The 21,335-nt window shown below is 33.6% G+C and carries 19 protein-coding genes, 3 tRNA genes, 1 other RNA gene and 2 riboswitches; of the genes, 2 read left to right on the top strand and 21 right to left on the bottom strand.

Annotation, left to right across the window (positions count from 1 at the left end):
• Window positions 1–2 precede the first annotated feature (2 nt).
• The 12 genes from dnaX to BW929_RS04130 form a co-directional block, all read right to left on the bottom strand.
• On the bottom strand, window positions 3–1,946 hold the full coding sequence (gene dnaX, locus BW929_RS04185; RefSeq protein WP_076544131.1) for a DNA polymerase III subunit gamma/tau: 1,944 nt from the start codon (window positions 1,944–1,946) through the stop codon (window positions 3–5).
• 66 nt (window positions 1,947–2,012) lie between these two features.
• Window positions 2,013–2,279: signal recognition particle sRNA large type (ffs, locus tag BW929_RS04180), an RNA gene on the bottom strand.
• A gap of 32 nt (window positions 2,280–2,311) precedes the next feature.
• Window positions 2,312–2,403 (bottom strand) — tRNA-Ser (locus BW929_RS04175).
• Between the two features lie 180 nt (window positions 2,404–2,583).
• Window positions 2,584–2,676, bottom strand: a tRNA-Ser gene (locus BW929_RS04170).
• On the bottom strand, window positions 2,663–3,127 hold the full coding sequence (gene tadA / locus BW929_RS04165) for a tRNA adenosine(34) deaminase TadA (protein WP_076544130.1): 465 nt from the start codon (window positions 3,125–3,127) through the stop codon (window positions 2,663–2,665). The genes BW929_RS04170 and tadA overlap by 14 nt, the downstream gene beginning before the upstream one ends.
• A 264-nt stretch (window positions 3,128–3,391) precedes the next feature.
• Entirely contained in the window at window positions 3,392–3,850 is a 459-nt protein-coding gene (locus tag BW929_RS04160; RefSeq protein WP_076544129.1) for a hypothetical protein, read from the bottom strand.
• A gap of 10 nt (window positions 3,851–3,860) precedes the next feature.
• Window positions 3,861–3,939, bottom strand: a riboswitch (cyclic di-GMP riboswitch).
• A gap of 361 nt (window positions 3,940–4,300) precedes the next feature.
• Entirely contained in the window at window positions 4,301–5,377 is a 1,077-nt protein-coding gene (locus BW929_RS04155; protein ID WP_076544128.1) for a DUF4402 domain-containing protein, read from the bottom strand.
• Window positions 5,378–5,475: 98 nt separating this feature from the next.
• On the bottom strand, window positions 5,476–6,354 hold the full coding sequence (locus BW929_RS04150) for a carboxypeptidase-like regulatory domain-containing protein (RefSeq protein ID WP_076544127.1): 879 nt from the start codon (window positions 6,352–6,354) through the stop codon (window positions 5,476–5,478).
• 102 nt (window positions 6,355–6,456) lie between these two features.
• Window positions 6,457–8,043 carry a hypothetical protein gene (locus tag BW929_RS04145; RefSeq protein WP_076544126.1) on the bottom strand — a complete coding sequence of 529 codons (1,587 nt, stop codon included), beginning with the start codon at window positions 8,041–8,043 and terminating at the stop codon, window positions 6,457–6,459.
• Window positions 8,044–8,073: 30 nt separating this feature from the next.
• Complete coding sequence (locus BW929_RS04140) at window positions 8,074–8,940, bottom strand: fimbrial biogenesis chaperone (protein ID WP_076544125.1); 867 nt, start codon at window positions 8,938–8,940, stop codon at window positions 8,074–8,076.
• Between the two features lie 146 nt (window positions 8,941–9,086).
• A complete protein-coding gene (locus tag BW929_RS04135; RefSeq protein ID WP_076544124.1) occupies window positions 9,087–9,677 on the bottom strand; it encodes a DUF4402 domain-containing protein in 591 nt (196 codons plus the stop codon).
• Between the two features lie 152 nt (window positions 9,678–9,829).
• Window positions 9,830–9,917: riboswitch (cyclic di-GMP riboswitch) on the bottom strand.
• 179 nt (window positions 9,918–10,096) lie between these two features.
• Window positions 10,097–10,873 carry a hypothetical protein gene (locus BW929_RS04130; RefSeq protein WP_076544123.1) on the bottom strand — a complete coding sequence of 259 codons (777 nt, stop codon included), beginning with the start codon at window positions 10,871–10,873 and terminating at the stop codon, window positions 10,097–10,099.
• A gap of 231 nt (window positions 10,874–11,104) precedes the next feature.
• Here BW929_RS04130 and BW929_RS04125 point away from each other — a divergent pair, with 231 nt between their 5' ends.
• A complete protein-coding gene (locus BW929_RS04125) occupies window positions 11,105–11,884 on the top strand; it encodes a hypothetical protein (protein ID WP_076544122.1) in 780 nt (259 codons plus the stop codon).
• 42 nt (window positions 11,885–11,926) lie between these two features.
• On the top strand, window positions 11,927–12,682 hold the full coding sequence (locus BW929_RS04120; protein ID WP_076544121.1) for an InlB B-repeat-containing protein: 756 nt from the start codon (window positions 11,927–11,929) through the stop codon (window positions 12,680–12,682).
• A gap of 111 nt (window positions 12,683–12,793) precedes the next feature.
• Here BW929_RS04120 and BW929_RS04115 read toward each other — a convergent pair.
• The 9 genes from BW929_RS04115 to BW929_RS04075 all read right to left on the bottom strand — a co-directional run bounded on the left by BW929_RS04115 (window position 12,794) and on the right by BW929_RS04075 (window position 21,227).
• Window positions 12,794–12,870, bottom strand: a tRNA-Arg gene (locus tag BW929_RS04115).
• Between the two features lie 459 nt (window positions 12,871–13,329).
• A complete protein-coding gene (locus BW929_RS04110; RefSeq protein ID WP_076544120.1) occupies window positions 13,330–14,073 on the bottom strand; it encodes a DeoR/GlpR family DNA-binding transcription regulator in 744 nt (247 codons plus the stop codon).
• A 47-nt stretch (window positions 14,074–14,120) separates the two neighbouring features.
• On the bottom strand, window positions 14,121–14,591 hold the full coding sequence (locus BW929_RS04105; protein WP_076544119.1) for a hypothetical protein: 471 nt from the start codon (window positions 14,589–14,591) through the stop codon (window positions 14,121–14,123).
• 115 nt (window positions 14,592–14,706) lie between these two features.
• Window positions 14,707–15,651, bottom strand: a complete 945-nt coding sequence (locus BW929_RS04100; RefSeq protein ID WP_076544118.1) for a ribokinase — start codon at window positions 15,649–15,651, stop codon at window positions 14,707–14,709.
• Between the two features lie 27 nt (window positions 15,652–15,678).
• Window positions 15,679–16,629: an ABC transporter permease gene (locus BW929_RS04095; RefSeq protein ID WP_076544117.1), complete on the bottom strand. Its 951-nt coding sequence runs from the start codon at window positions 16,627–16,629 to the stop codon at window positions 15,679–15,681.
• The gene (locus BW929_RS04090) at window positions 16,607–18,124 is read right to left on the bottom strand and encodes a sugar ABC transporter ATP-binding protein (RefSeq protein WP_076544116.1); all 1,518 of its coding nucleotides are present in this window, start codon (window positions 18,122–18,124) and stop codon (window positions 16,607–16,609) included. Before BW929_RS04090 ends, BW929_RS04095 begins: the two co-directional genes overlap by 23 nt.
• Window positions 18,125–18,192: 68 nt before the next feature.
• Window positions 18,193–19,230, bottom strand: coding sequence for a sugar ABC transporter substrate-binding protein (locus BW929_RS04085; protein WP_407645362.1), 1,038 nt, complete (start codon window positions 19,228–19,230; stop codon window positions 18,193–18,195).
• A gap of 61 nt (window positions 19,231–19,291) precedes the next feature.
• Window positions 19,292–20,218 carry a sugar phosphate isomerase/epimerase family protein gene (locus tag BW929_RS04080; RefSeq protein ID WP_076544114.1) on the bottom strand — a complete coding sequence of 309 codons (927 nt, stop codon included), beginning with the start codon at window positions 20,216–20,218 and terminating at the stop codon, window positions 19,292–19,294.
• A 463-nt stretch (window positions 20,219–20,681) separates the two neighbouring features.
• Window positions 20,682–21,227 carry a site-specific integrase gene (locus tag BW929_RS04075; protein ID WP_076544113.1) on the bottom strand — a complete coding sequence of 182 codons (546 nt, stop codon included), beginning with the start codon at window positions 21,225–21,227 and terminating at the stop codon, window positions 20,682–20,684.
• Window positions 21,228–21,335: the final 108 nt, after the last annotated feature.

The following is a 21,335-nucleotide window of genomic DNA, read 5'->3' as shown; positions in this document are numbered from 1 at the left end:
TATTAATTTCCTCCTCTATTTTCTAAAATTGATTGGTCCACTTCAATAATCTCACCAGAAAAAATTCTGGCTAAACTCTCTATATCCAATTCCCCCGCCTGATCGCTCAAATCTGTTGATTGCGAAGCAGGTTCATCCTTCTCAGAATTAAAATCTTCTACCAGATCAACTTCATCACTCTCAACTTGACTGGAGACTGCTGGTTGATCAATTGGTTGGTCAGTTATTTTTTTTTTAGCACCAAGCTGGAATTCTATTTCAACAGCTTCATTTAATGTATTCCTCAAAACTCTGGCTACCATTGCCTGATTGGAAGAAGCCCCTTTATAATGAAATTTCTTTGATTCAGGAAAAGCTATAATAATTGTCTTTCCTTCCACTGCTGTAGGAGCACCCTCTCTCAAAAGTGCCTGAACTGATACATCTAGCTGACGAATTTCTTTTAAAACCCGGGCCCAGTTTTCCTTAACCTTCTGTAAGCTAACCGCACCACCAGAATTATCAGACTGGCTGACCGTTTCGTCTGAAACTTCTTTTTGGGCTGTTGTTTCCTCCTGAGCAATTTTATCATCGTTCTGACTTCCTGCTACAGTCGGTTTCTGTTCATTTTTCTGCTCACTTTTTTGTTCATTTTTTTGTTCATTTTTTTGTTCCAGATTTTCGCTTTCTTTTTGCTCCTCAGCTGTTTTTTGCTCAGCTTTATTTATTGACTCAGGCTGATTAACTGTTTCCATTTGGGCAGCAGATTTTTTAGTCTTAATTTTCTGCTTAAAATCAGAACTATCATTCCCGGTTAAGAAATTATCTAATTTAAACTCCAGTTCAGAAAGACGGGCCTCCAGTGAGCTGCCACTGCTTCCCCTACTACTTAATTTTATAACACTTATCTCCAATTGTAAACGGGGTCTGGCACTTGAGCGCAGCTTTTGCTTTAAAGAAGCAAACTCATCTATAATTCGAGTTATCTTTTTGGTACTCAAATTAGCAGCAACAGAAGCGATTTCTTCTAAATAGCTACGAGAATACTCTAAAATTCCGGAATCAATCCCACATTCTTTAATCAGAAGTAGTTCGCGGCAGTATTCTATTAATTCTTCACTGAACCGCTCGATTCCAAGACCTGAATCCAGCTGTTTATTCAATAATTGGAGAGCCTGCTGACTCTGCTCCCTGCTTAAATAAAGTAAAAATTCTTTTAAATCCGATTTATCAATTCTGCCCAGCATCCTGGAAATCTCATCAGCACTTAACCGACCATCACTAAAAGAAATGGCCTGATCCAGAAGACTAATTGCATCTCTCATTCCACCCCGGGCACTTCGAGCTAAAATATCCAGAGCTTCTCTGTCTATTTCATAACCTTCCGCCTCTGCAATATATTGCAGACGTTTTTTTAAATCAGATAAGGTTAATAAAGTAAAATCAAAACGCTGACAGCGGGACATAATAGTTGTAATAACTTCGTGGGGCTCTGTTGTTGCCAGAATAAAAACTACACTCTCAGGTGGCTCTTCGAGAGTTTTTAAAAGGGCATTAAAGGCTCCTTTGGTCAGCATATGCACCTCATCAATGATATAAACTTTATACTGTCCCTCACCCGGGTAAAATTTGACCTTTTCTCTCAACTCTCTTATCTCATCAATACCACGATTAGAAGCCGCATCGATTTCAATTACATCAAGCGAATTGCCTTTTTCAATTCTCTGACAGGAATTACACTCTCCACAGGGTTCGAACTCAGCTGAAGGATTAGCACAGTTTAGTGACTTGGCAAAAACTTTCGCTGTTGAAGTTTTTCCCGTTCCTCTGGGACCAGCAAAAAGATAAGCGTGTGCTACTCTGTCATTTTTTAAAGCATTTTTCAACGTTATTTTGACCTGATCCTGACCGATCAGATCATTGAAATTTTCTGGCCTGTATTTTCGATAAAGAGAGAGAAAGGACATTTTTTTCACCTCAAAAATAGTATTATATAACAAAAACACCCTATTCCGGGTGTTTTAAAAAAGTGGCCGCACACCGAGCTTCGAAGATTTTCTCCCAGGCGTTACCCTGACAGTTGGCTCGAACCAGGCACCCTCGCGGCACATGAAGCGACTTGCTTACCGCTGCTTCCTCCCGGACCTGACGGGGTTCACAAGACTTCATTGCGCGAGACCCAATTGTCAACACTACTTATCAGGGCCAGACCCTGAAAGAAAAAATCCTCAGCCACGGCGTCAATCCTGCTCTAGCGGTTTGCAGGTTACAGGGCACCGCTACCACCCCATTTAGTGCGGCCAAATCTTAAGCAAAAATTATAAAATTTTAATGGCGGAGAGGGAGGGATTCGAACCCTCGGTAGGTTTGAGCCTACACCCGCTTTCCAGGCGGGCCCCTTAAGCCAGACTCGGACACCTCTCCGTTTTGGAGGTTAGAGATTGGAGGTTGGTAATTGCACTGAAACTTTCTTTAATATTACGCAAGGTTAGTTTCAGTATTTGGCCATCGAGGCCGTCAGAAGTTAGTTAACTAACTCAATTACTCCAATTCTAAGTCTCTACTTTGAAAATTTATATACAATCTATGGACGATAAAATCTAATGGCGGAAGGAGAGGGATTTGAACCCCCGAGACAGCAAAACTGTCTACTCGATTTCGAGTCGAGCGGTTTCAGCCAGACTCACCCATCCTTCCGTTTTCTTAAATCACGGAAAAAATCTTTTAAAAGCTGAGCTGATTCTGCTTCCATTACTCCTGCTTCAACTTCCACCTGATGATTAAAGCGTTCATCATTTAAAAGCTGATAGAGACTTTTGACAGCTCCGGCTTTGGGATCGCTGGCTCCGTAAACAAGGCGCTTAATCCGAGACTGCAAAATTGCTCCTGCACACATGGGACAGGGCTCAAGAGTCACATAAAGCTGGCAATCTTCCAGGCGCCAGCTAGCCTCATTTGCGGCAGCTTCTCTCAGAGCAATCATTTCAGCGTGAGAAGTTGGGTCCTGAGTTTGCTCCCGGAGATTAAACCCACGGCCAACAACCTGATCATCACAGACAACAACTGCACCGATTGGAACTTCAGCTCTTTGATAAGCCTTCCTGGCTTCTGCCAGGGCCATCTTCATATATTTTATATCATCTTCCATAGAATAACTCCTGCAAAAATACAATATTTCAACTTGCAACATCAACTATTATAACAGCTGCTCATAATTTTTGCAAGCATTTTCTCCGAAAAATTTATCTGACTTCAAGCAGCTAATAGACACTTCCCTCAATCAGCTCTATTTTCAACTTTAAAAGCAAAAGAAAACGCCTGCAGAAGCAGACGTTAAGTACTTTTTCTTTTATAAAAATCTATTATATTTACTATATTGCAAAAAAGTGCACTTTACTCTCAGATATTATAATTAATTTTTGGGCCAGTCGATTTTAAAATCAACCGCAAATGGTTTTACTTCTTTATCCACAGCTGCAACTACTTTAACATCCCAGGTTAAATTGGCCCTATCCAGTGTCCTATTTGTTAAAACTGGTCGGCTTTGACTAACTTTTACCCAATTTTTATTTAAATTATTTCTAACATAGACATCCACCCCATTAAGCTCGGGTGTTTCAGCATATATTTCCCAGGGAAGATTAGAGCTGATAACTGTCTCGCCTGCAGCTTCGATTTTCATTACCTTTTGATCTGCATCTATATTTTTATTAGCAAATTCACTTTCAAAATTAACTGCTCTTCTAGTTTCTAATTTCTGTGTAGGTTCGATAATAGTCACTGACATTCCAACTCTAGCACTATCCGCCGCCACCTGTAGACTTAAACTTAAAACTAGAAAAAGAACAATTAAACTAATTTTTTTTAACATTTTTTCCTCCTTTTGCAGCCAGGCAGTCTGATTTGCTCAGACCCTTAGCTTTGTGTCCCTACTTCACAATAGGTTTACCCCTTCAAGGAGAGCACAAAATATAAAACCTGCAGTCATAATGACAGCAGGAAGACATATAACCCTACTTAGGTAGTCAGTCAACCGTAGTTATTAAACCTTAGGTTCCAACTTTGCGCCTCTAACCTTTCGGAAAAAGTAGCCCTTCTCTGCCAGGGTGATTATTTACTTTAACTTAATTCTACTACAAATTAATCTTCTTTGTCAAGAACTTTTAAAGATGATAAAAGCTCCTTCAAAGCCGACTTTAAAAACAAAACCATCCTATCTTTCTACCTCTTATTATAAAGAAGCCACAAACTCTCATTATAAAGGGTCTACAAATCAAATTATCATAGACCCTTTCTATAATAATTATTACAAGCTGAAACATTACTCAAAAGTAACGGTAACAAAAAATTGTCCACTATATAAACCAGGATCTAAATTAGCATTAACATCCAGAGTTGCTCCGATATTAAAAATACCATAACCATTTCCATCCAGGGTTTTGCTATCATTGTCAGTTACAAAAGTGCTGACAGTCATCTTATTATTTGCATCATGGCTTATAATAGTCTGATCAGTAAAATTAATATTATACTGAGTATATGGAAGCCAGATCACTTCAATAACAGCAGACTGCTGATTACCATCATGATAGCCAGAATAACCATTTCCCGTTGTTAAAACACCAGCGGGGTCAACTGTTATTGTGCCATCAGCTGCTGTAAATGAACCAAAATAAAGATCTTCCAATTTTGCAATTGATACCGGTATAAACTGTCGGGGCTCGCCAATTTCTATCCACTGATTCGGCTGAGTATAACCTACATAATAAGGTTGTGATAAATCTAAGTCACCAACATTTATTTCAAAAGTAATCTGCTGACATTCTCCTTTATTCAAAAGAGTTATTGGTTTAGAATCTATATAATCAACTTCGCTTTTTTGATCATTGAAGTAAATATCCCGTTCGATACTACCATCCTGATCGGCGCAGACAGTAACAGTTACTCGATAGATATCATCTACAATCGTAACCTCATAAATACTAAGTTTAAAAGTTCTGGGTGGATAAGCATATTCATTTACTATTTCTAACTCCACCGGATTTTCGCTGTCATTTAGATCAGTAATCTGCACCCTGTTACCGGCTGGATAAAAAGTATCAAAACCAGAAACCGGCCGCTCTTTAACATAATACTCTCCCAGAGCTAAATTACAAAAAGTATCCGCCCAGTTGTTTTGCTCATTCAAATAAAGTATACCGACAACTTTATTATCAGAGGAATTATAAATATCGACTATTACCAACTCAGGCGCCAGCAAATCATCCCCATCCCAGCTCTTGCTAACTTTTAAACAGCCAGCGTTTTCCATAACTGTTGCAGATGCAAATAAAGAGTATATTATTATTGAAAAAATGCTAATACTTAATACAACAGCAAGCATTTTACTTTTTCTCATCTCATACTCCCCCTTCCTTCATTAGTCAGTTAAAACAATTATACTTTCGAGGGTTTCAGGAAAAGAACCAATCGGTCCCTTTCCTGAAATTATTTTAACTACTTTCTTTTTAATATAACCTGCAGATCATTAAGATATCCACCACTTTTAGGAATACTTATCTCCTGAACTTCATTCTCGACTAACTCTCTTCTAGCAAGTGCTTCAGGTGAAATCCTCAGTAGATAGTTACCCGGTCTCAGCTCAGCCAGATAAAAATAGCCGTCATATGCTGTTAGCGTACTTCTGACAACATTATTTTCACTGTCTAAAAGCTGAACTTCAATATTTCTGATACCGCTTGTACTTTCTCCTCTGTCTAAATAAACATAACCACCAAGTTCTCCAGTCATTATAACTGGTAGTTCTAAATAAAAAGTCTGTCCGGCCCGGGGAACAAAGCTAACTCCCTCAGGGTCACTGACCAGAAATGGATCGGTTAAAGATTCAAGATCTATCGCAATATCAGTTTTTAGATCAGGTCTCAATCCATAAATAAATGCTTTTCCATTTTCATTAGTTCTGACATCAGCTGTGCGACCATTTATTTTAAAAGCAACAGCCTCTACAGGTTTTTTCTCCTCACCTGTATCCAGATAACTTGTCACCAGAACAGCACCCTCACGAGCAGAAGGACCAAGTGCTAAATGATAAGGATCTTCTTTAAAATCATCGCGGCCAAAACTGGTTGAAAAACTAACGGCCACTGTAAAATCACCATCATCCCGGTAACTGGTATTTATACCCCAGGAGTAATAGTCGACATCCTGTACTATACCTGCAGAATAGGTATTTTCGCTCCGGTCAAGATTTCTGGTGAAACCCAGATTAAAACGATGATCTGCATTTAAATAACCCGAGAGATCTGCTGACACTGTTTCTAAGTCAAAGGGATTAATATCATAACCCAGATTTCCCTGTAAACGATAATCCCTCATCCTGGTTCGAACTGCAAAATCTCCACTACCTTCAGTCTCATCTTCCTGCAGCTGCAGATTTAACCTATTTATAAAAGAATATTTTTTATAGGAAGTTGAAAGTCAATTATAGACTTCAGTTAAAATATCTCCATTATAATTTTCTTCTCTGGTCAGATCAAGGCGGACACCCAGGCTGGAATTTGAGAGGAAAGGAAAGTTTCTTCTCAAATCAAGACTGGTTCTCCGATTAAGATTCGAAACTGTCTCACTCCTATAGTCATCAAATTCAGCATGGGTTAAATTAATTCTGGTGCCAGAAAGATCAGTGGAAAATCCTAACTCAGCTCCCTGACCTCCATCAAGAGCATTCAAATAATTAGCTTCCAGATAAATCTGACTTAAGGATGTTCTTAAACCCAGACGAAGAAAATCTTCTGTTTGATCAGATATGGGTAGTCGAACATAATTTGTAACTAGAGAAAGATTCGGATTTATTCCCCGGCTAAACTCAACAGATATCCGATTCTGATCCTGATCATCACTGCCTATTTCAAACTGATAGCGATTTTCGCCGGGGGGAATCAAAGTAGAATCAACCCTTATTTTCTTAACTTCTTCGTACTTACGACCAAATTCATCATAAAAAACCAGAGTAAATTCATTGATTCCATAACTAATAGGAATGTTTTCAAATCGATATCGTTCCTCTTCATTTGAAGTCTGATAATCAATTAAATTTCCATTATCATAAAGCTCAACTTCCCAGTTTTCAGGTAATTCGCCCTCTAAACTATGCGAATAAAAGTCTCGGGAGCGGCTGTAGGGATAACTACTAACTGAAATCCCCTGCACTGATTCCCAGGAAGAAATATCGCTAACCGCTGACTGACTCAGGTCTCCAAGCCAGAACTCATGAGCGTTTAATGGTCCCAGGAGATCTGGATCCGGTGAGCGACGCCCCAGCCTCCCACTAACATCTTCCAGTGGATCATCCAGGGGCCCCGAAATAAAAAGTCTGCCATTTAGATAAAATATATCTCCAGCTAGATTTGTATAATGTCTGGGAGTCGAATCACCAGAAAAATAAAGTCTGTGATCAACAAAAGGGCCATTAAAAAGACTGTATGGATTTTCAACCGCTGGATAAATAGGTCGCTCAGCTCTACCCGTCCGATTAGAGAGCCTGTCCCAGCGATAGCGCCTGTCTATCTTTTCCTGAATGGGAAGCGGCTTTTCTGTTTCCACAGTCAAAGTCGCCCTAAATAAATCAAGTTCCAGACTAAATGGAAGCCATTCTGATATTAATTCTGTCTCCAGATAAATATCATCCCAGTCCACTTCTGTTTTATATTTATTTAAGGAAAATTCGCGCCCATTAGAGATAGCAATTCCCTGATTAAGATTTAAACTGTATTTTTCGGCTTCTTCCCAGATAAAACCTTCGACCAATCCCTGCTCCGGAATTATTTTAAATGGCAGCTCCAAAAATGCCAGCAGCTGTCCGATTGGAAGCAGAACAGTTTCGTTAAAGCGATAAGCTGTCAGAAACTCGTCTTTTAATCCCAAATTATTTAACTCTACCTCAAGCAGAATTAAATTTTCATCTTTAAGAACTAAATTTCCCTCTGTTTTTTCCTGAGCATTAAGAGGACTAACAAAAATAAAGATTAAAAACACTAAAAATAAACCCACTACAATTTTTTTCATTTGTGATAACACCTCACTTTAAAAGCAAGATCAAAGTTTTAATTCATTTCTGGCCAGAATTTCTCCTCCCTCTGCGGATATTTTTTTATAAATAACCTCCAGAACTCCTTTGTCAAGATTTAAACTGTCGATATTTTTAAGGCTTATTTTATACTTTCTTTTCTCAATATCAGTATAAATAGCTGTTCCTCTAATTGCACCGACTAATTTCTTTTCTCCACTATCATCAAAATAGCTAACTTCAATATCTCCATATTCAGACTGATTACCGGTTCTTATAATAGTCAGAGCAAGTTCTGGTATTTTTGTCTCCAGGTTGTTACTTAGCTCTAGATCTGTAATTTCTAATTCAGCCCCGGTTTCACCATGACGAATAATAATTGGAATAGAAACCCCATAAACCGTTTTTAAGGCTATATTGATTCCTGTTTCAGCGTTATCTCCATTTCCCTGCTCACCCTGATCCGGAATCTCCTGAAACAGCATGTGAGCTCTATATTCTCCAGAATTCAGGTCGGGTGGAATCATTAATTGGATTCTAACAACCTGAGCCTGTCTCGGAGGAAGAACAACCTGTCGGGGAGAATAACGAATCAAATCTCTGGCAAAATGGGATTCAATTCTTTCTTCTCTATTATCGGCAATAGCAAGTTCTTCTATATCACCTGTTTGTTTCATCTCCAGGTTAATCAAAGAAATTCTATAAGTGGCTGTTTCCTGGTCAGGGTTGATTAATTTAATCGTTGCTGATCTTTGTCCGTTTTCTAAAATAAGACGGGTAGGATTGACAGTTACATTTGCCTCCACTTCTAGAGTCAAACTTAATAAGATAATCAAAAATATTAATGATAAAACATAATAATTTATTGCTTTTATTCTTACTTTTGTAATATCCAAAGTATAACCCCCCTTAGCTCTTCCACTAAAACGAATATACCTTTAGCTTTAGCTGGCAGAAAATTCTATTCTGCAGCTGGGAAGAAAAAATTTAAAGTTAAAATTGGGACCAGAAATCAAATCTGGCCCCTTTATGCTTAATTTTATTATTCATAAGCAACTGTTAAGCTAAACTGACCAGTATAGTTGCCAACAGAAATACCATCTGTCACTGTCAGAACAGCTCCAATAGTAAGTTCATCAAAACCATCGCCGTCGAGACTAAAGGCACTATCCACTATATTTGTTCCTTCTACCAGGAATTGATCTACAGTTAAAGAATCTCCAGATACACTGTCAGCCAGAGCAATGGACACATCACCTGAGCTGGTAGACTGACTGGGAGTTACTTCAAAATCTTCAATACTTACTACATAGGCACGATCAGGAGTTCCACCAACCTGAACAACTGCTGGTGTTCCAGTATCATTCCAGAAAATATTTGCACCTGAATCAGCATCAACTGTTAGACTTCCATCAGTTCCTAAAATTATTCTTGCATTTCCTCCAGTAGGAGAAGTACCAAAACTAAAGTCCATATCCTGAACACCCATATCACCTGGATCAATTGTAATTGTATCTAATATTTCGGCATATACATTAACATCCTCACTTGCATCTAGTTGAGCCTGTACCGATGAACCAAAAAATAAAATCGCTACCACCACAATAAGAATTATTTTACCAGCATTTTTCATAATATATACCTCCTTCTTAAAGTGTACAAATAAGTCAACAAACAATTGTTATCTAACGCAAAATATAATTTTTGCGTTTTTAAAGCAGTTAACTGCTTTAAAGACTGAGCAATGAAAATTTAATATTTTTTCTCTATAAAAAGCAAAAACCGGCCCCTAAGGGTCGGTTACACCATTGGCTCGCATCTGTTATAAGGTGTCCATATCGAAAAACAGATGGTCATAGCTTCCTTTATTGTTTTGTTACTTTTAAATTTTCCACTACAAATTTAGAAATTAAAACTTTTTATAACAAAATTGTTTAAATAAACAAAATTAACAATCTTCTTTCTTCTGGTTACATTATATTCCTGTTGAGAAAGGTTGTCAATAGCTTTTTTCATTTTTTGTTAAAATTTATATAAATTTTTATAATTAACTTATAAAATATTTACAGTTTGAAATTCTGGAACCTCTTCTAAAAGATTATTTGCCAGATCAGATATTTTTTGACGACCACTATTACTAATAGTTACTTTAATAATAACTCCAGTTTTTTCGATTGCTTCAATTTCTATTACTAAATAATCCGGATAATTAGAAACTTCGGCAAAACTTTTTATATTGACCGATTTTTCCGAATCATCAGCAATAATTTGTATCTCGAAATCCTCTAATCGGTCAAAGCTTCCAAAAATAACCGGTTCACTAAAATGTAAAATTACACACTGATCACTTTCGGTAATTTTTTTAATATTAATTTCTGGATCTACAACCCCATAAACACTGCCTCCTACAACTGCATATAAATTCTGAAAAACAGGAGGAGTTATATCTTCTGCTGGAATACTATCTCCATCATCACCAGAAGCTGTAATTTCTAATTCAAGGTCTTTAAATGTATTTTCACCATTAACAACAATTTTACCCTGCAGTTGATTATATCTTATTGCTTTAACATTATAATCATAGCTACCGTCTTCCCTTTTAAAAGAAACTTTACCATCCAAATTTGTGATTTCTTTCTCTCCAGCCAGAGTTATTTCAGCACCGCTAACTGGATAAGTACTCATTTTATCAACTACAGTAAAATTAACATCATATTTTTCTGTTGCCAGAGTATCTGTTGCATCATTAGAACACCCAGTCAGGAAAAACAGTCCAATAATTACCCCCAAAACCAGAGCCCAGTATTTTGAACTTTTTAAAAACTTCATATTCTGCTCTCCCCCTTTAGTTGCGTATGATTTCACATTAATTATTAGAGTTTACTATTATGCAATATTTTATTTTTATATTATAATTTTACCAGCACAATCTCCAAACTAACTCGAATTTTATTTTTAGCCGCTGCTAAAATAATCGAATTATAATGAATATCTAAGCTCAATTTAATCTTAAACCTTTATTATAAATATACAGTACAAATTAAATTTTGAGGTGAAAATATGCTGGCACTTATCGAGGAGTTTTCTGCTTTATTTGGTTTATTGAGTTTTATTTTAGCAGTTGTAAGTATATATTTGTTCTTAAGATCCAAGAAAGAAAAGAAACCTATGTTTTGTATTCGGAGTATCAATTTAATCGGTGACTTATACAATAAAATTGGAGGACTGGAAGTTTACTATAAAGATAAACCTGTGTCAAATGTTTTTTCAACTAATGTTGCCTTCTGGAATAACGGTGGTGAAGTAATTAATAAAAATGATATTTCTCAAACAGAAAAATTGAGAGTTGTTTTTCCTAAAGGAAAGATTCTGGATAAAGAGATTGTCACCACCACCTCTAATTCAATTAATTTTGAGATTGAACAGCAAAATGAAAATGAAGTTATTTTATCATTCGATTTTTTAGAAAAAAATGATGGAGCAGTAGTCAATTTACTTCATACAAGTAAATCGCTGAAGGATGTAAAATTTATCGGGAAAATTAAAGGTGTTAAAATAAAGTCCTTATCGGAAAAGAATGGTAATGGTCCCAGGGGATCACACAGGCGAGTTTTAATAAATTTGGTTTTTATCTTATTAGCATATACCTTGCTAACTTTTTTTGGATTTCCAGTTGAAAGCTTAATAAACCCAGCCTGGGGAAATTATTCGGGTTTGTTTTCGAGTATTTCTGTTTTGATAATTTATCTTTATTTAATATATAGTGAGGTAAAAATGCCAGAAGAAATATCTTCATATATGAATACTACTGGATCTATTCCTGAAAAAGTAAATTCGTAAAAACTGTTAATTATTATCAAATATTATTCTGGAGTTGATAAAATGTTAGGAACTAGATCACAAAAGTTTGGTCTCTTATTATTAATAATTTTTATTCTGGTAGCCACAAGTTGGAACTTTTTTAATGCTCAAAAAGATGAATTCAATTTAAATGTAAATGCTGAGGGAAATGGAAGGGTAAATATAAACCCAGAAAAGACAAAATATCTTCCGGAAAAGAAAGTAGCACTTGCAGCAGAAGCTGGTAATAACTCAACTTTCGTTAAATGGACAGGTGATTTTGAAAGCGAAAAAGAAACAGTTGAGATCACCATGGACAGCAATAAAACAATTACTGCTGTTTTTAAGAAAAAAACTGAAATAGTAAATTTTAATGACTCAAGTTTAGAATTAGCGGTAAGAAAAGCATTAAATAAACCATCTGGACCATTATATAAAAGTGAGGTTAATGATATTCAAAAATTGGAAGCTGCAGGAAAAGGAATTCAGAATTTAAAGGGGATAGAAAATCTAACTTCTTTAACATATTTAGATCTGGGTAGAAAGTGGAAAGATGGTGGCTGGAATTATAATATAATTAAAGATTTAAGTCCAATATCGAATCTAATTAATCTCAATTATCTGGATTTAAGCGGCAATAAAATCGAAAATATTTCACCACTAGTCAAAAACAACGGGATAAATTCTGGTGACTATGTAAATCTCAGATATAACAATCTGGAACTTGGGGACAAAGACCAGGATATGAAAGATATCAAAAAATTAAAGGAAAATGATGTGGAAATTAAATATGAATAATTTAGATTGCAAAAAGAGCAGCCGGCATAAAACCAGCTGCTCTTCTTAAATGAAATTAAAATATATTATTATAACCGTTTTTCAATCTCTTCTACGGCTTAATGTTTTAAATGGCGCACCCGAGAGGAGTCGAACCCCTAGCCTTCTGATCCGTAGTCAGACGCTCTATCCAGTTGAGCTACGGGCGCACGCTGTTACTTTTCTTAAGCAACAATAAATATTATAACAGCTACTTCTATTATCGTCAAGGATTTTTTGAGAAAAATTATAATTCATTGATCTGACAGCCTTTGTGAACTGTTAGTGTTCATAAATCAAGTGACCTGACGACAATAAAAAAGACCTTTTTTAGAAAATATTTAGAGTTATTTAAGTCAAATTTCCAGTATTAAAATTTGAAAAGCATCTGATCTTTTAGGTATCAACACTTCTGATTCGATTATCCCTACATGTATTTAGATTACATTATTAAGGTTGAAAAGTCAAGATTTTTTATTCCTGTTAGGATGGAATTTTAGTAGTTATATTTAGTATTTATTTTTATGCTTATTTTTTTCTTTATTTAACAAAAAAAGCCAAAGCAATATAAACTCTGGCTTTAGAATTAATATGTCATTAATTTTTATTTTCTGAAATATTATTTGAATTTAATCTTCAACTATTACATATTCAGCATTTTCTTTTAAAATACTGTTTTCTTCATTAGTAATAATAACACATTCATCAATATCAAAAGCTTTACAAAAAGTTTGTTTATAGGCTTTCGAACCATCAACAAGGACATACGTCTTTTTTGAGTGTTCTTTTACAATTCTTTTTTTCGTGGCTTCTCTAGTATCGGGTGTATTTATTCCACTTTCAAGAGAATAACCACTTGCTCCAATAAAAGCTTTGTCAAAATATAATTCCTGTAGTTGTCTTTCAGTTATAGGACCTCCAACAGATCCTAAATCTGAAGAAATCTCTCCACCTAAAAGTATACAATCAAACTTATACTCATGAATATTATTAATAAAAACTGTATTTGAAGTAACAATTTTTATTTTTTTATCTTTTAGATAATCAATCATTTCCAGAGTTGTTGTTCCTGAATCTATATATATGACTTCTCCTTCCTGTACTAAAGAAGCTGCGTACCTAGCTATGGCTTTTTTCTCTTTAGTATGAAGTTCCTGTTTTTTTTGCAAAGGCATATCATATGAGGTAGTTCTAAGTTTTACAGCCCCACCACTTAAATAATCTAGATATCCATCTTCTTCTAGTTGTTTTAAATCCCTTCTAATTGTTGATTCTGACACTTCTGAAAACTTATTTATTAAATCTTCAATATATATAAGCTCATTTTTATTAAGATCATTCAATATTTTTTTTCTTCTAACATAAGGTATCATATTAACACCCCCAAATATTATTTTATTATATAATAATTATAATTGTTTTATTGGGTAAATTCAATCCTCTTTTTTCTTATGATTTCAAAAATCTTTTCAAATTCTTCATAATATATAGCCGTATTAAAACTTATATTTATTTCAGGTTCTTTGGAAGAATTTGCAACTACTTTGAATTCCCCCTGCAGCATACAAATATCAAGTTCAGCACTACTTATCTTATCATAATATATGTTTTTCATTTTGTAACCATAATAATCTTCGGTAATTTCCTTAAATCCTTCTTCTGCAAAAATCAATCCATAAGTTGTAGCTACTATTATTTTAGCAGGGCTTTCAACTGGTGATTCAGTATCTCTATCATCTATATGACTTCGCTTTATAAAAATCAAATCAACTATTTCTTCTTTTTCATTAATAACAGTTTGCTTAGTAACTATCTCTTTAAAAATATGATGAACCTCAAAATCAGTTTCTGCTCCAGTAATTTCTCTGATTTTATCTTTTAAAGTTATCATTTTTATATCCTTTCTTAACTGCCTGTGAATGTCAAATAATATTATAATCAGGACATTTATAAAAAATTAATTAGTCAAATTTAATTACTTCACAATAATTTTTGTATTACTTTTGTTAATATTTTTTTATTTCAAACTTATTATTGCTAAAAATATTATCAATATCTGATTTATAAGGCATAATTTCTTGTGCCCCATGTTTCTGAACTGTAATTGAGGAAGCTGCAGATGCATATTTTATAGCTTCTACATAATTATAGCCTTCAATTAATTTAGATGCAAAAACACCAACAAATGTATCTCCAGCTCCAGTAGTGTCAACAGCTTTAACTTTTAATGCTGGAATATGAATTTTATTATCTTCATAGAAAAGACAGGACCCCTTACTTCCCATTGTAATAATTAAAACTTCTTTTATCATATTTAATAACTCATGATGTTTTTCCATTGCAGATTTTATATCTTCAATATCTTTATTGCAATAATAGGAAGCCTCTACTTCATTTACTATCAAGCAATCAACTTTTTTTAAAGTGTCTTTTGAAACTTCTTTTGCTGGTGCTGCATTTAATATAATATAGCAATCATGTTTTGCAGCTAAATCAATAGCTAATTCAACAATAGAAGTTGGAATCTCAAGTTGCAAGAGCATTACTTTACTTTTTTTGATTTGATTTTCAAATTTCTCAAGGTCATTTTTTTTTAATGAAAAATTAGCACCCTGAACAATATTAGCATAAAGACTACCATCATCTAATATATTATTAATCCCTAACCCTGTAATCTTAGAATTTCTTTTAATGTAATCAATATTAACATTATAATTTTTAAGTTTATTAACCAGGTAATCACCGAATACATCTTTCCCTACAGATCCTAACATATATGTTTCGATTCCCATTTTTCTACATTGAACAGCCTGATTAGCCCCTTCTCCACCACCACCAGTTTTTACAGAATCTACTGTATATGTCTCTCCCAATTTCGGTAATCGTTTTTGTTTTAATAAAATATCATAATTCAAACTTCCAATAACCACTATACTATTATCTTTTTTCATATTTATCGAACCTCTCTATAATTTTTATTACTTTTTATATAATTGAGATTGTACATGTTCAAGATAAACAGCAATTATAATTATACTACCTGTAGCAATGAATTGCCAAAATGTATCTACACCAGTAACTATTAATCCAACTTTTAAGGCTGATAATAATATTGCACCTAAAAAGGTACCTAAAACACTACCTTTACCTCCAGCCAGGCTGGTTCCACCAATTGCAGCTGCAGCAATTGCATCTAACTCATATCCCTGTCCAGCTGTTGGCTCACCTGTTCCTAATCTAGCTAATAATACCAATGCAGCTAATGCTGCTCCAACACCAACCAATCCATAAGCTAAAACTTTATTTTTTTCAACGTTTACACCTGACAATCTGGTTGCTTCCTCATTACCTCCTATTGAATAAACATAAGTACCAAATCTAGTGTGATTTAATAATATATGGGTAATTATAGCAAAGCCAATTAATATAAATATCGGGATTGGAATAATATTGAATACTCTTCCACTTACTAAGTTTCTGAAATCTCTAGGCATATTCAAAACGGGCCAACCACCTGTTATTACATAAGCTATTCCTCTATAGACACTCATGGTTCCTAATGTTGCTACAAATGGTTGTATTTTCAGTTTTGTTATTAAAAGACCATTAAATACCCCTAATAAAAATCCTATTAAAATTCCAATGAATATAGCAATAATTGGATTTAAACCAGAGGTTAAAAATTTACCTACCACAACAATAACTATTGCAAGGGTAGATCCAACTGACAAGTCAATCCCAGCTGTCAAAATAGCAAAAGTAATACCTATTGCTATCAGTCCATTTATTGCACTCTGTTGAATAATATCTATTATGTTATTAAAACTAATATAAATAGGGTTTAGGGCTGTAAATATAATTACCATTGCAAAAAGAGCTACTAAAATTCCAAATTCTCTAAATATCTTAAACTTCTTTATCTTCAACATCTGTCCCCTCCATAGCATAATGCATAATTTTTTCTTCACTAAACTCTTTATAATCTAAAATTTTTGTGAGTCTACCTTCTTTCATTACTACTATCCGATCACTCATTCCAATTACTTCAGGAAGTTCTGAAGATACCATTATTATTGATTTCCCCTGAGCAACTAAATCTTCTAACAATTTATATATCTCCTGTTTAGCACCAACATCTACACCTTTGGTAGGCTCATCAAAAATAAATATATCAACATTTGTAGATAACCATTTTGCTAAAACCACTTTTTGTTGATTTCCACCACTCAATTCTCTTGTTAAATACAATGGATCTTTTGGTTTTAAATTAATTTTATCAATAAAAACTTTGCTATTTTCTATTTTTTCTTCATGATCTAAAAAGATTAAATCTTTGAAATTTTCTAGGCAAGCCAAACCTATATTATTAGCATTATTTAGATTTTTTACAAATCCCTGAGTTTTTCTATTTTCTGGAATCAATCCTATACCATTTTCTAACCCATCCAAAGGACTTTTAATATCAACATTATTACCATGCACAATTATTTCTCCTTCATCCTTATGGTCAGCTCCAAAAATTGTTCTAACTACATCAGTTCTTTTTGCCCCAACCAATCCAGCAAAACCTAAAATTTCGCCTTTTCTTAACTTAAAACTAATATCCTTAAAATGCGGTTCTAAAGTTAAATTGTTTATCTCTAAAACTACCTCTTCTGAAAATCGTCTTGGTTTATTTCTTTTAGCAAATGAAGAAACATCTCTACCTACCATACTTTTTATCAGCTCATCTTTTGTTGTATCTTCAACATCAAAAGTTCGAATAAATTTACCATCTCTTAAAACAGTTGCCTTATCTGCTATTTTAAATATTTCTTCAAGACGATGGCTCACATAAATAATAGTAATTCCATTTGCTTTTAGCTCTCTAATTATTCGAAAAAGAGTTTCGGTTTCTGAACTAGTTAATGATGCAGTAGGCTCATCCAAAGAAATCACTTTTGCATCATGAAATAAAGCTTTTGCAATAGAAATCATCTGCATCTCACCAATGCTGAGATTTTTAACCAAGTCTTTACTTCTAAAATTACAATGCAATTTATCCAAAATTTTATTAGCTTCTTCATGCATCTTATCATAATCAATTAATAATTTCTTTTTTGGTTCATAATTGAGAGTTATATTTTGACCTACTGTCAACTCTGGTATAAGACTTACCTCTTGATGAACTTTGGATATTCCAAATTGGATTGCTTCATGTGGATTTCCAAATTTAATTACATCGTTTTTTATAAGTACTTTTCCTTCATATCCCTGATAAACTCCATGCAAAATATTTAAAAGAGTTGATTTTCCAGCTCCATTCTCACCCAATAGAGCATGAACTTCTCCTTTATTAATTTTAAAACTAACTTTATCAAGGGCTTTTACACCAGGAAAAACCTTTGTTACATTGTTAAATTGAATTATTTCCTGATCACTCATCTTATATCTCCTCTCCATTAAAAAGGGTAGTAATTTTATAATCACTACCCTTTGATTTTAAATATGGTTTAAAATTCTGGGTCTTTCCAATCAATGATTTCTTCAGCGGATGCATCCACATTGGAACTATCAATTAAAGCCTGTGGAGTCCATACTACGCGAGGAATATCTTGACCTCCCATTACTCTAAGAGTTGCTTCTACAGCTACCTGTGCTTTATAAAATGGGAATGAATCAATTGTTGCATCCATTTCACCATTTCTTATGGAATCATAAGCTTCACCAATTCCATCTACACCTACAACAAGAATATCTTTTCCTGCATTATTAACTGCTTCTTGTACACCTAAAGCCATTGTATCATTATTACAGAATATCGCTTTTAAATTTGGATGTGTTTTGAGCCAGATATTAGCTAAATCCATTGCTTTCAATCTGTCCCAGTCAGCATTCTGTCTCTCAACAATATCAATCCCTGGTGCATTTTCTTCCATCCAATTCTCAAACCCAATTGTTCTCTGTCGAGCTGCAAAAGCTTTTGGCATACCTACAACTATGGCAACTTCACCTTCACCATTAAGTTTTTCTGAAATCCATTCTGCTGCAAGTTCTCCGTTCTGAATAGCTCTTGGTCCTACATAATTTGGTGCATTTTCAATAATTCCATCATTAACATTAACTACTGGAATTCCTTTCTCATTAGCTGATTCTACACCTGGTACTAAATTACCATCAGAAATAGGTGATAATAATAAAGCTGAATATTCATTGTTTATCATATTCTGGACGATTGAAAGCTGTCCTTGTTCATCATTTTCTCCTTGGGCAGCTCTAACATCAATTTCAACATCCATACCTTTATTATTTAATTTTTCTTCCATTGCCTCATAACCAGTTCTCAATGTTCGCCAATACTCATTTTCAAATGCTTTAGCAACTGCCCCTAATCTTAGTTCTGTTTCAATATTAGGAACTTCTCCAAACTGATCTCTCATTTCATAAAATGTTATACCATCTGCAGAGTCTGGATTAAACGCCATAACATTACCAGCAAGACCAAAAACCAATAAACAAACACTAAGTAAAGCTAAAACTTTTTTCATGATTCTCCTCCTAATTATTTTTATTAATTATTATTTTTTGGATATAATCCAAAACTTTTATTTTTTATTTAAGAGCTTCTAGAAAAATCCTCTGAGCTTTAACTGCATCATTCATTTCAATAATATTTTCAATTCTTTTCATTCCTACTTTTTCAATTATTTCAAAGTGCTTATTAATCATTTTTACATTGATATCTGCTTCTTCCATTGCTGATTCTCTAATAGGGAAGGTGTCAAAATATATTATACCTTTATAATTGTACTTTTTTACATAATACAAGAACTCTAAAGTTTTAATAAAATTTACTGATCCTACTATCATACCATCATCCTGTAAACCATGCCCATCATTTAAATGTATTCCAAATAGTTTATCTCTATCAAAAGCCAGGTCCAATCCATAAGCTGGATTTTCACCCTTCATTAACATATGACAAAAATCTAATGTAATACCAAAATTATCTTTATCAATATCCTCCAACATTAATAAGGTCGTACCAGCGTCAGCTAATAAAGAAAATGATCTTGGCTCATAGGGTTTATATTCAATACTTATATCCATTTTCCTATTATAATCTGCTAAAGTCTGAAAACTTTTAACAAGTTTTTTCCAAGATTCTGAATAATTAATTTGGAAAGAATAATCAAAACCATCATATCCTAACCAGATAGTTATTTGACTCCCTCCTAATTTTTCAGTTAAATCAATAGCTTCTTTGCACAAGTTCAAAGCAGCATCTGCAATTTTATCTTTCTTATTTGCAAGTTCTCCATTAATAAAGTCATCTTTAAATCTTAAAGCTAAACCATTCAATTTTAAACCGTTTTTTTCCATACTTTTTTTTACTTCTTCTACAGTTACTCCATCAAAATGTTCCGGATAATTTAGATCCACATAATTTAATCCGTCTACATTATGTAATTTTTCAAAAACATCTAGAACATTTTTTTCTGTTCTTAAAAATGAATTGATCCTTGTAGCTAATTTCATTTTTTATCTCTCCTCAATATCTTATGTTAAATTTATTATAGCTCTTTTTTCACTATTTGTCAAATCTTTTTATATATTTTAATAAGTTTTCATTTTTATTCATTTATTTTCATAGTTATTCTATTATATTTGACTTTATGTAAATATATATGAATTATTTAAAAATAAAAAAATACTTATAATTTATAATATAAATATTTCAGATTATAATTTCAAGTTGTTTTATTATTCTTGAAATTCAAAAACAATGGTCTTTTTTATACACAAAAAATCTATTCCAATTTATAAGCTGCTTAAACTATACTTACAAATCAAAATAGATTTTTCATAAATGAAAATTCAATTATTTTTTTTAATAATATATTCATTTTCTCAATCTTGTTACTCATCAAATTAATCCAGCAAGAATCATTTGGTGAAAGTAAACAAGACATTTATAGTATGCTTTAAAAAATAGAATTGGTTACAATGAAAAGTTCTTCATTGAATTATCCATAACATCCTGATTAATGCCAATATAATCTAAAGTAATACTGGGAGCAGAATGATTAAACAGCTCCTGCAACAGGGCCACATCTTTGTACTGTTTATAATGATGATAACCAAATGTTTTACGAGTAGAGTGACACCCTATATTATCTAGTCCTACAGTTTCTCCTGCTTTATTTAGCACCCTGTATGCCTGGCTGCGGGATAATGGCTGATTGGTTCCATTTCTACTCTGAAATAAATATTCATAGTCAGACATGTTTTTAATATATCTGTCCAAAGCTTCTCGTAAAACAGAATTTATAAAGAACTTCTTAGTCTTTCCTGTCTTCTGCTCTTTTAAAATGATATGAGTTTTATTTCTTACATCCAGAACTTTTAGCTTTAAGATATCACCAATTCTTAATCCTGTGTTTATTCCTAAAACAAAAAGCAAATAGTTGCGGTAATTATCCTTTAGTAGCTCAGTCTTAATTTCTTCAATTAAACTTTTATCTCTGATTGGATCGACTTTATTCATTAAACCCATCTCCTATCATAAATATAATTTAGATCCATTATACACTATTAAATAGGAAAAGTATATATGATAAAGTTCATTGAAAACTTAAGCAATACTCAAAAACTT

The sequence above is a fragment of the Halanaerobium kushneri genome, from assembly GCF_900156285.1.
GTDB classification, from domain to species: Bacteria; Bacillota; Halanaerobiia; order Halanaerobiales; family Halanaerobiaceae; genus Halanaerobium; species Halanaerobium kushneri.
The sequence above is the reverse complement of the archived record's forward strand: the minus strand, read 5'-3'. Positions and strand labels throughout refer to the sequence as shown.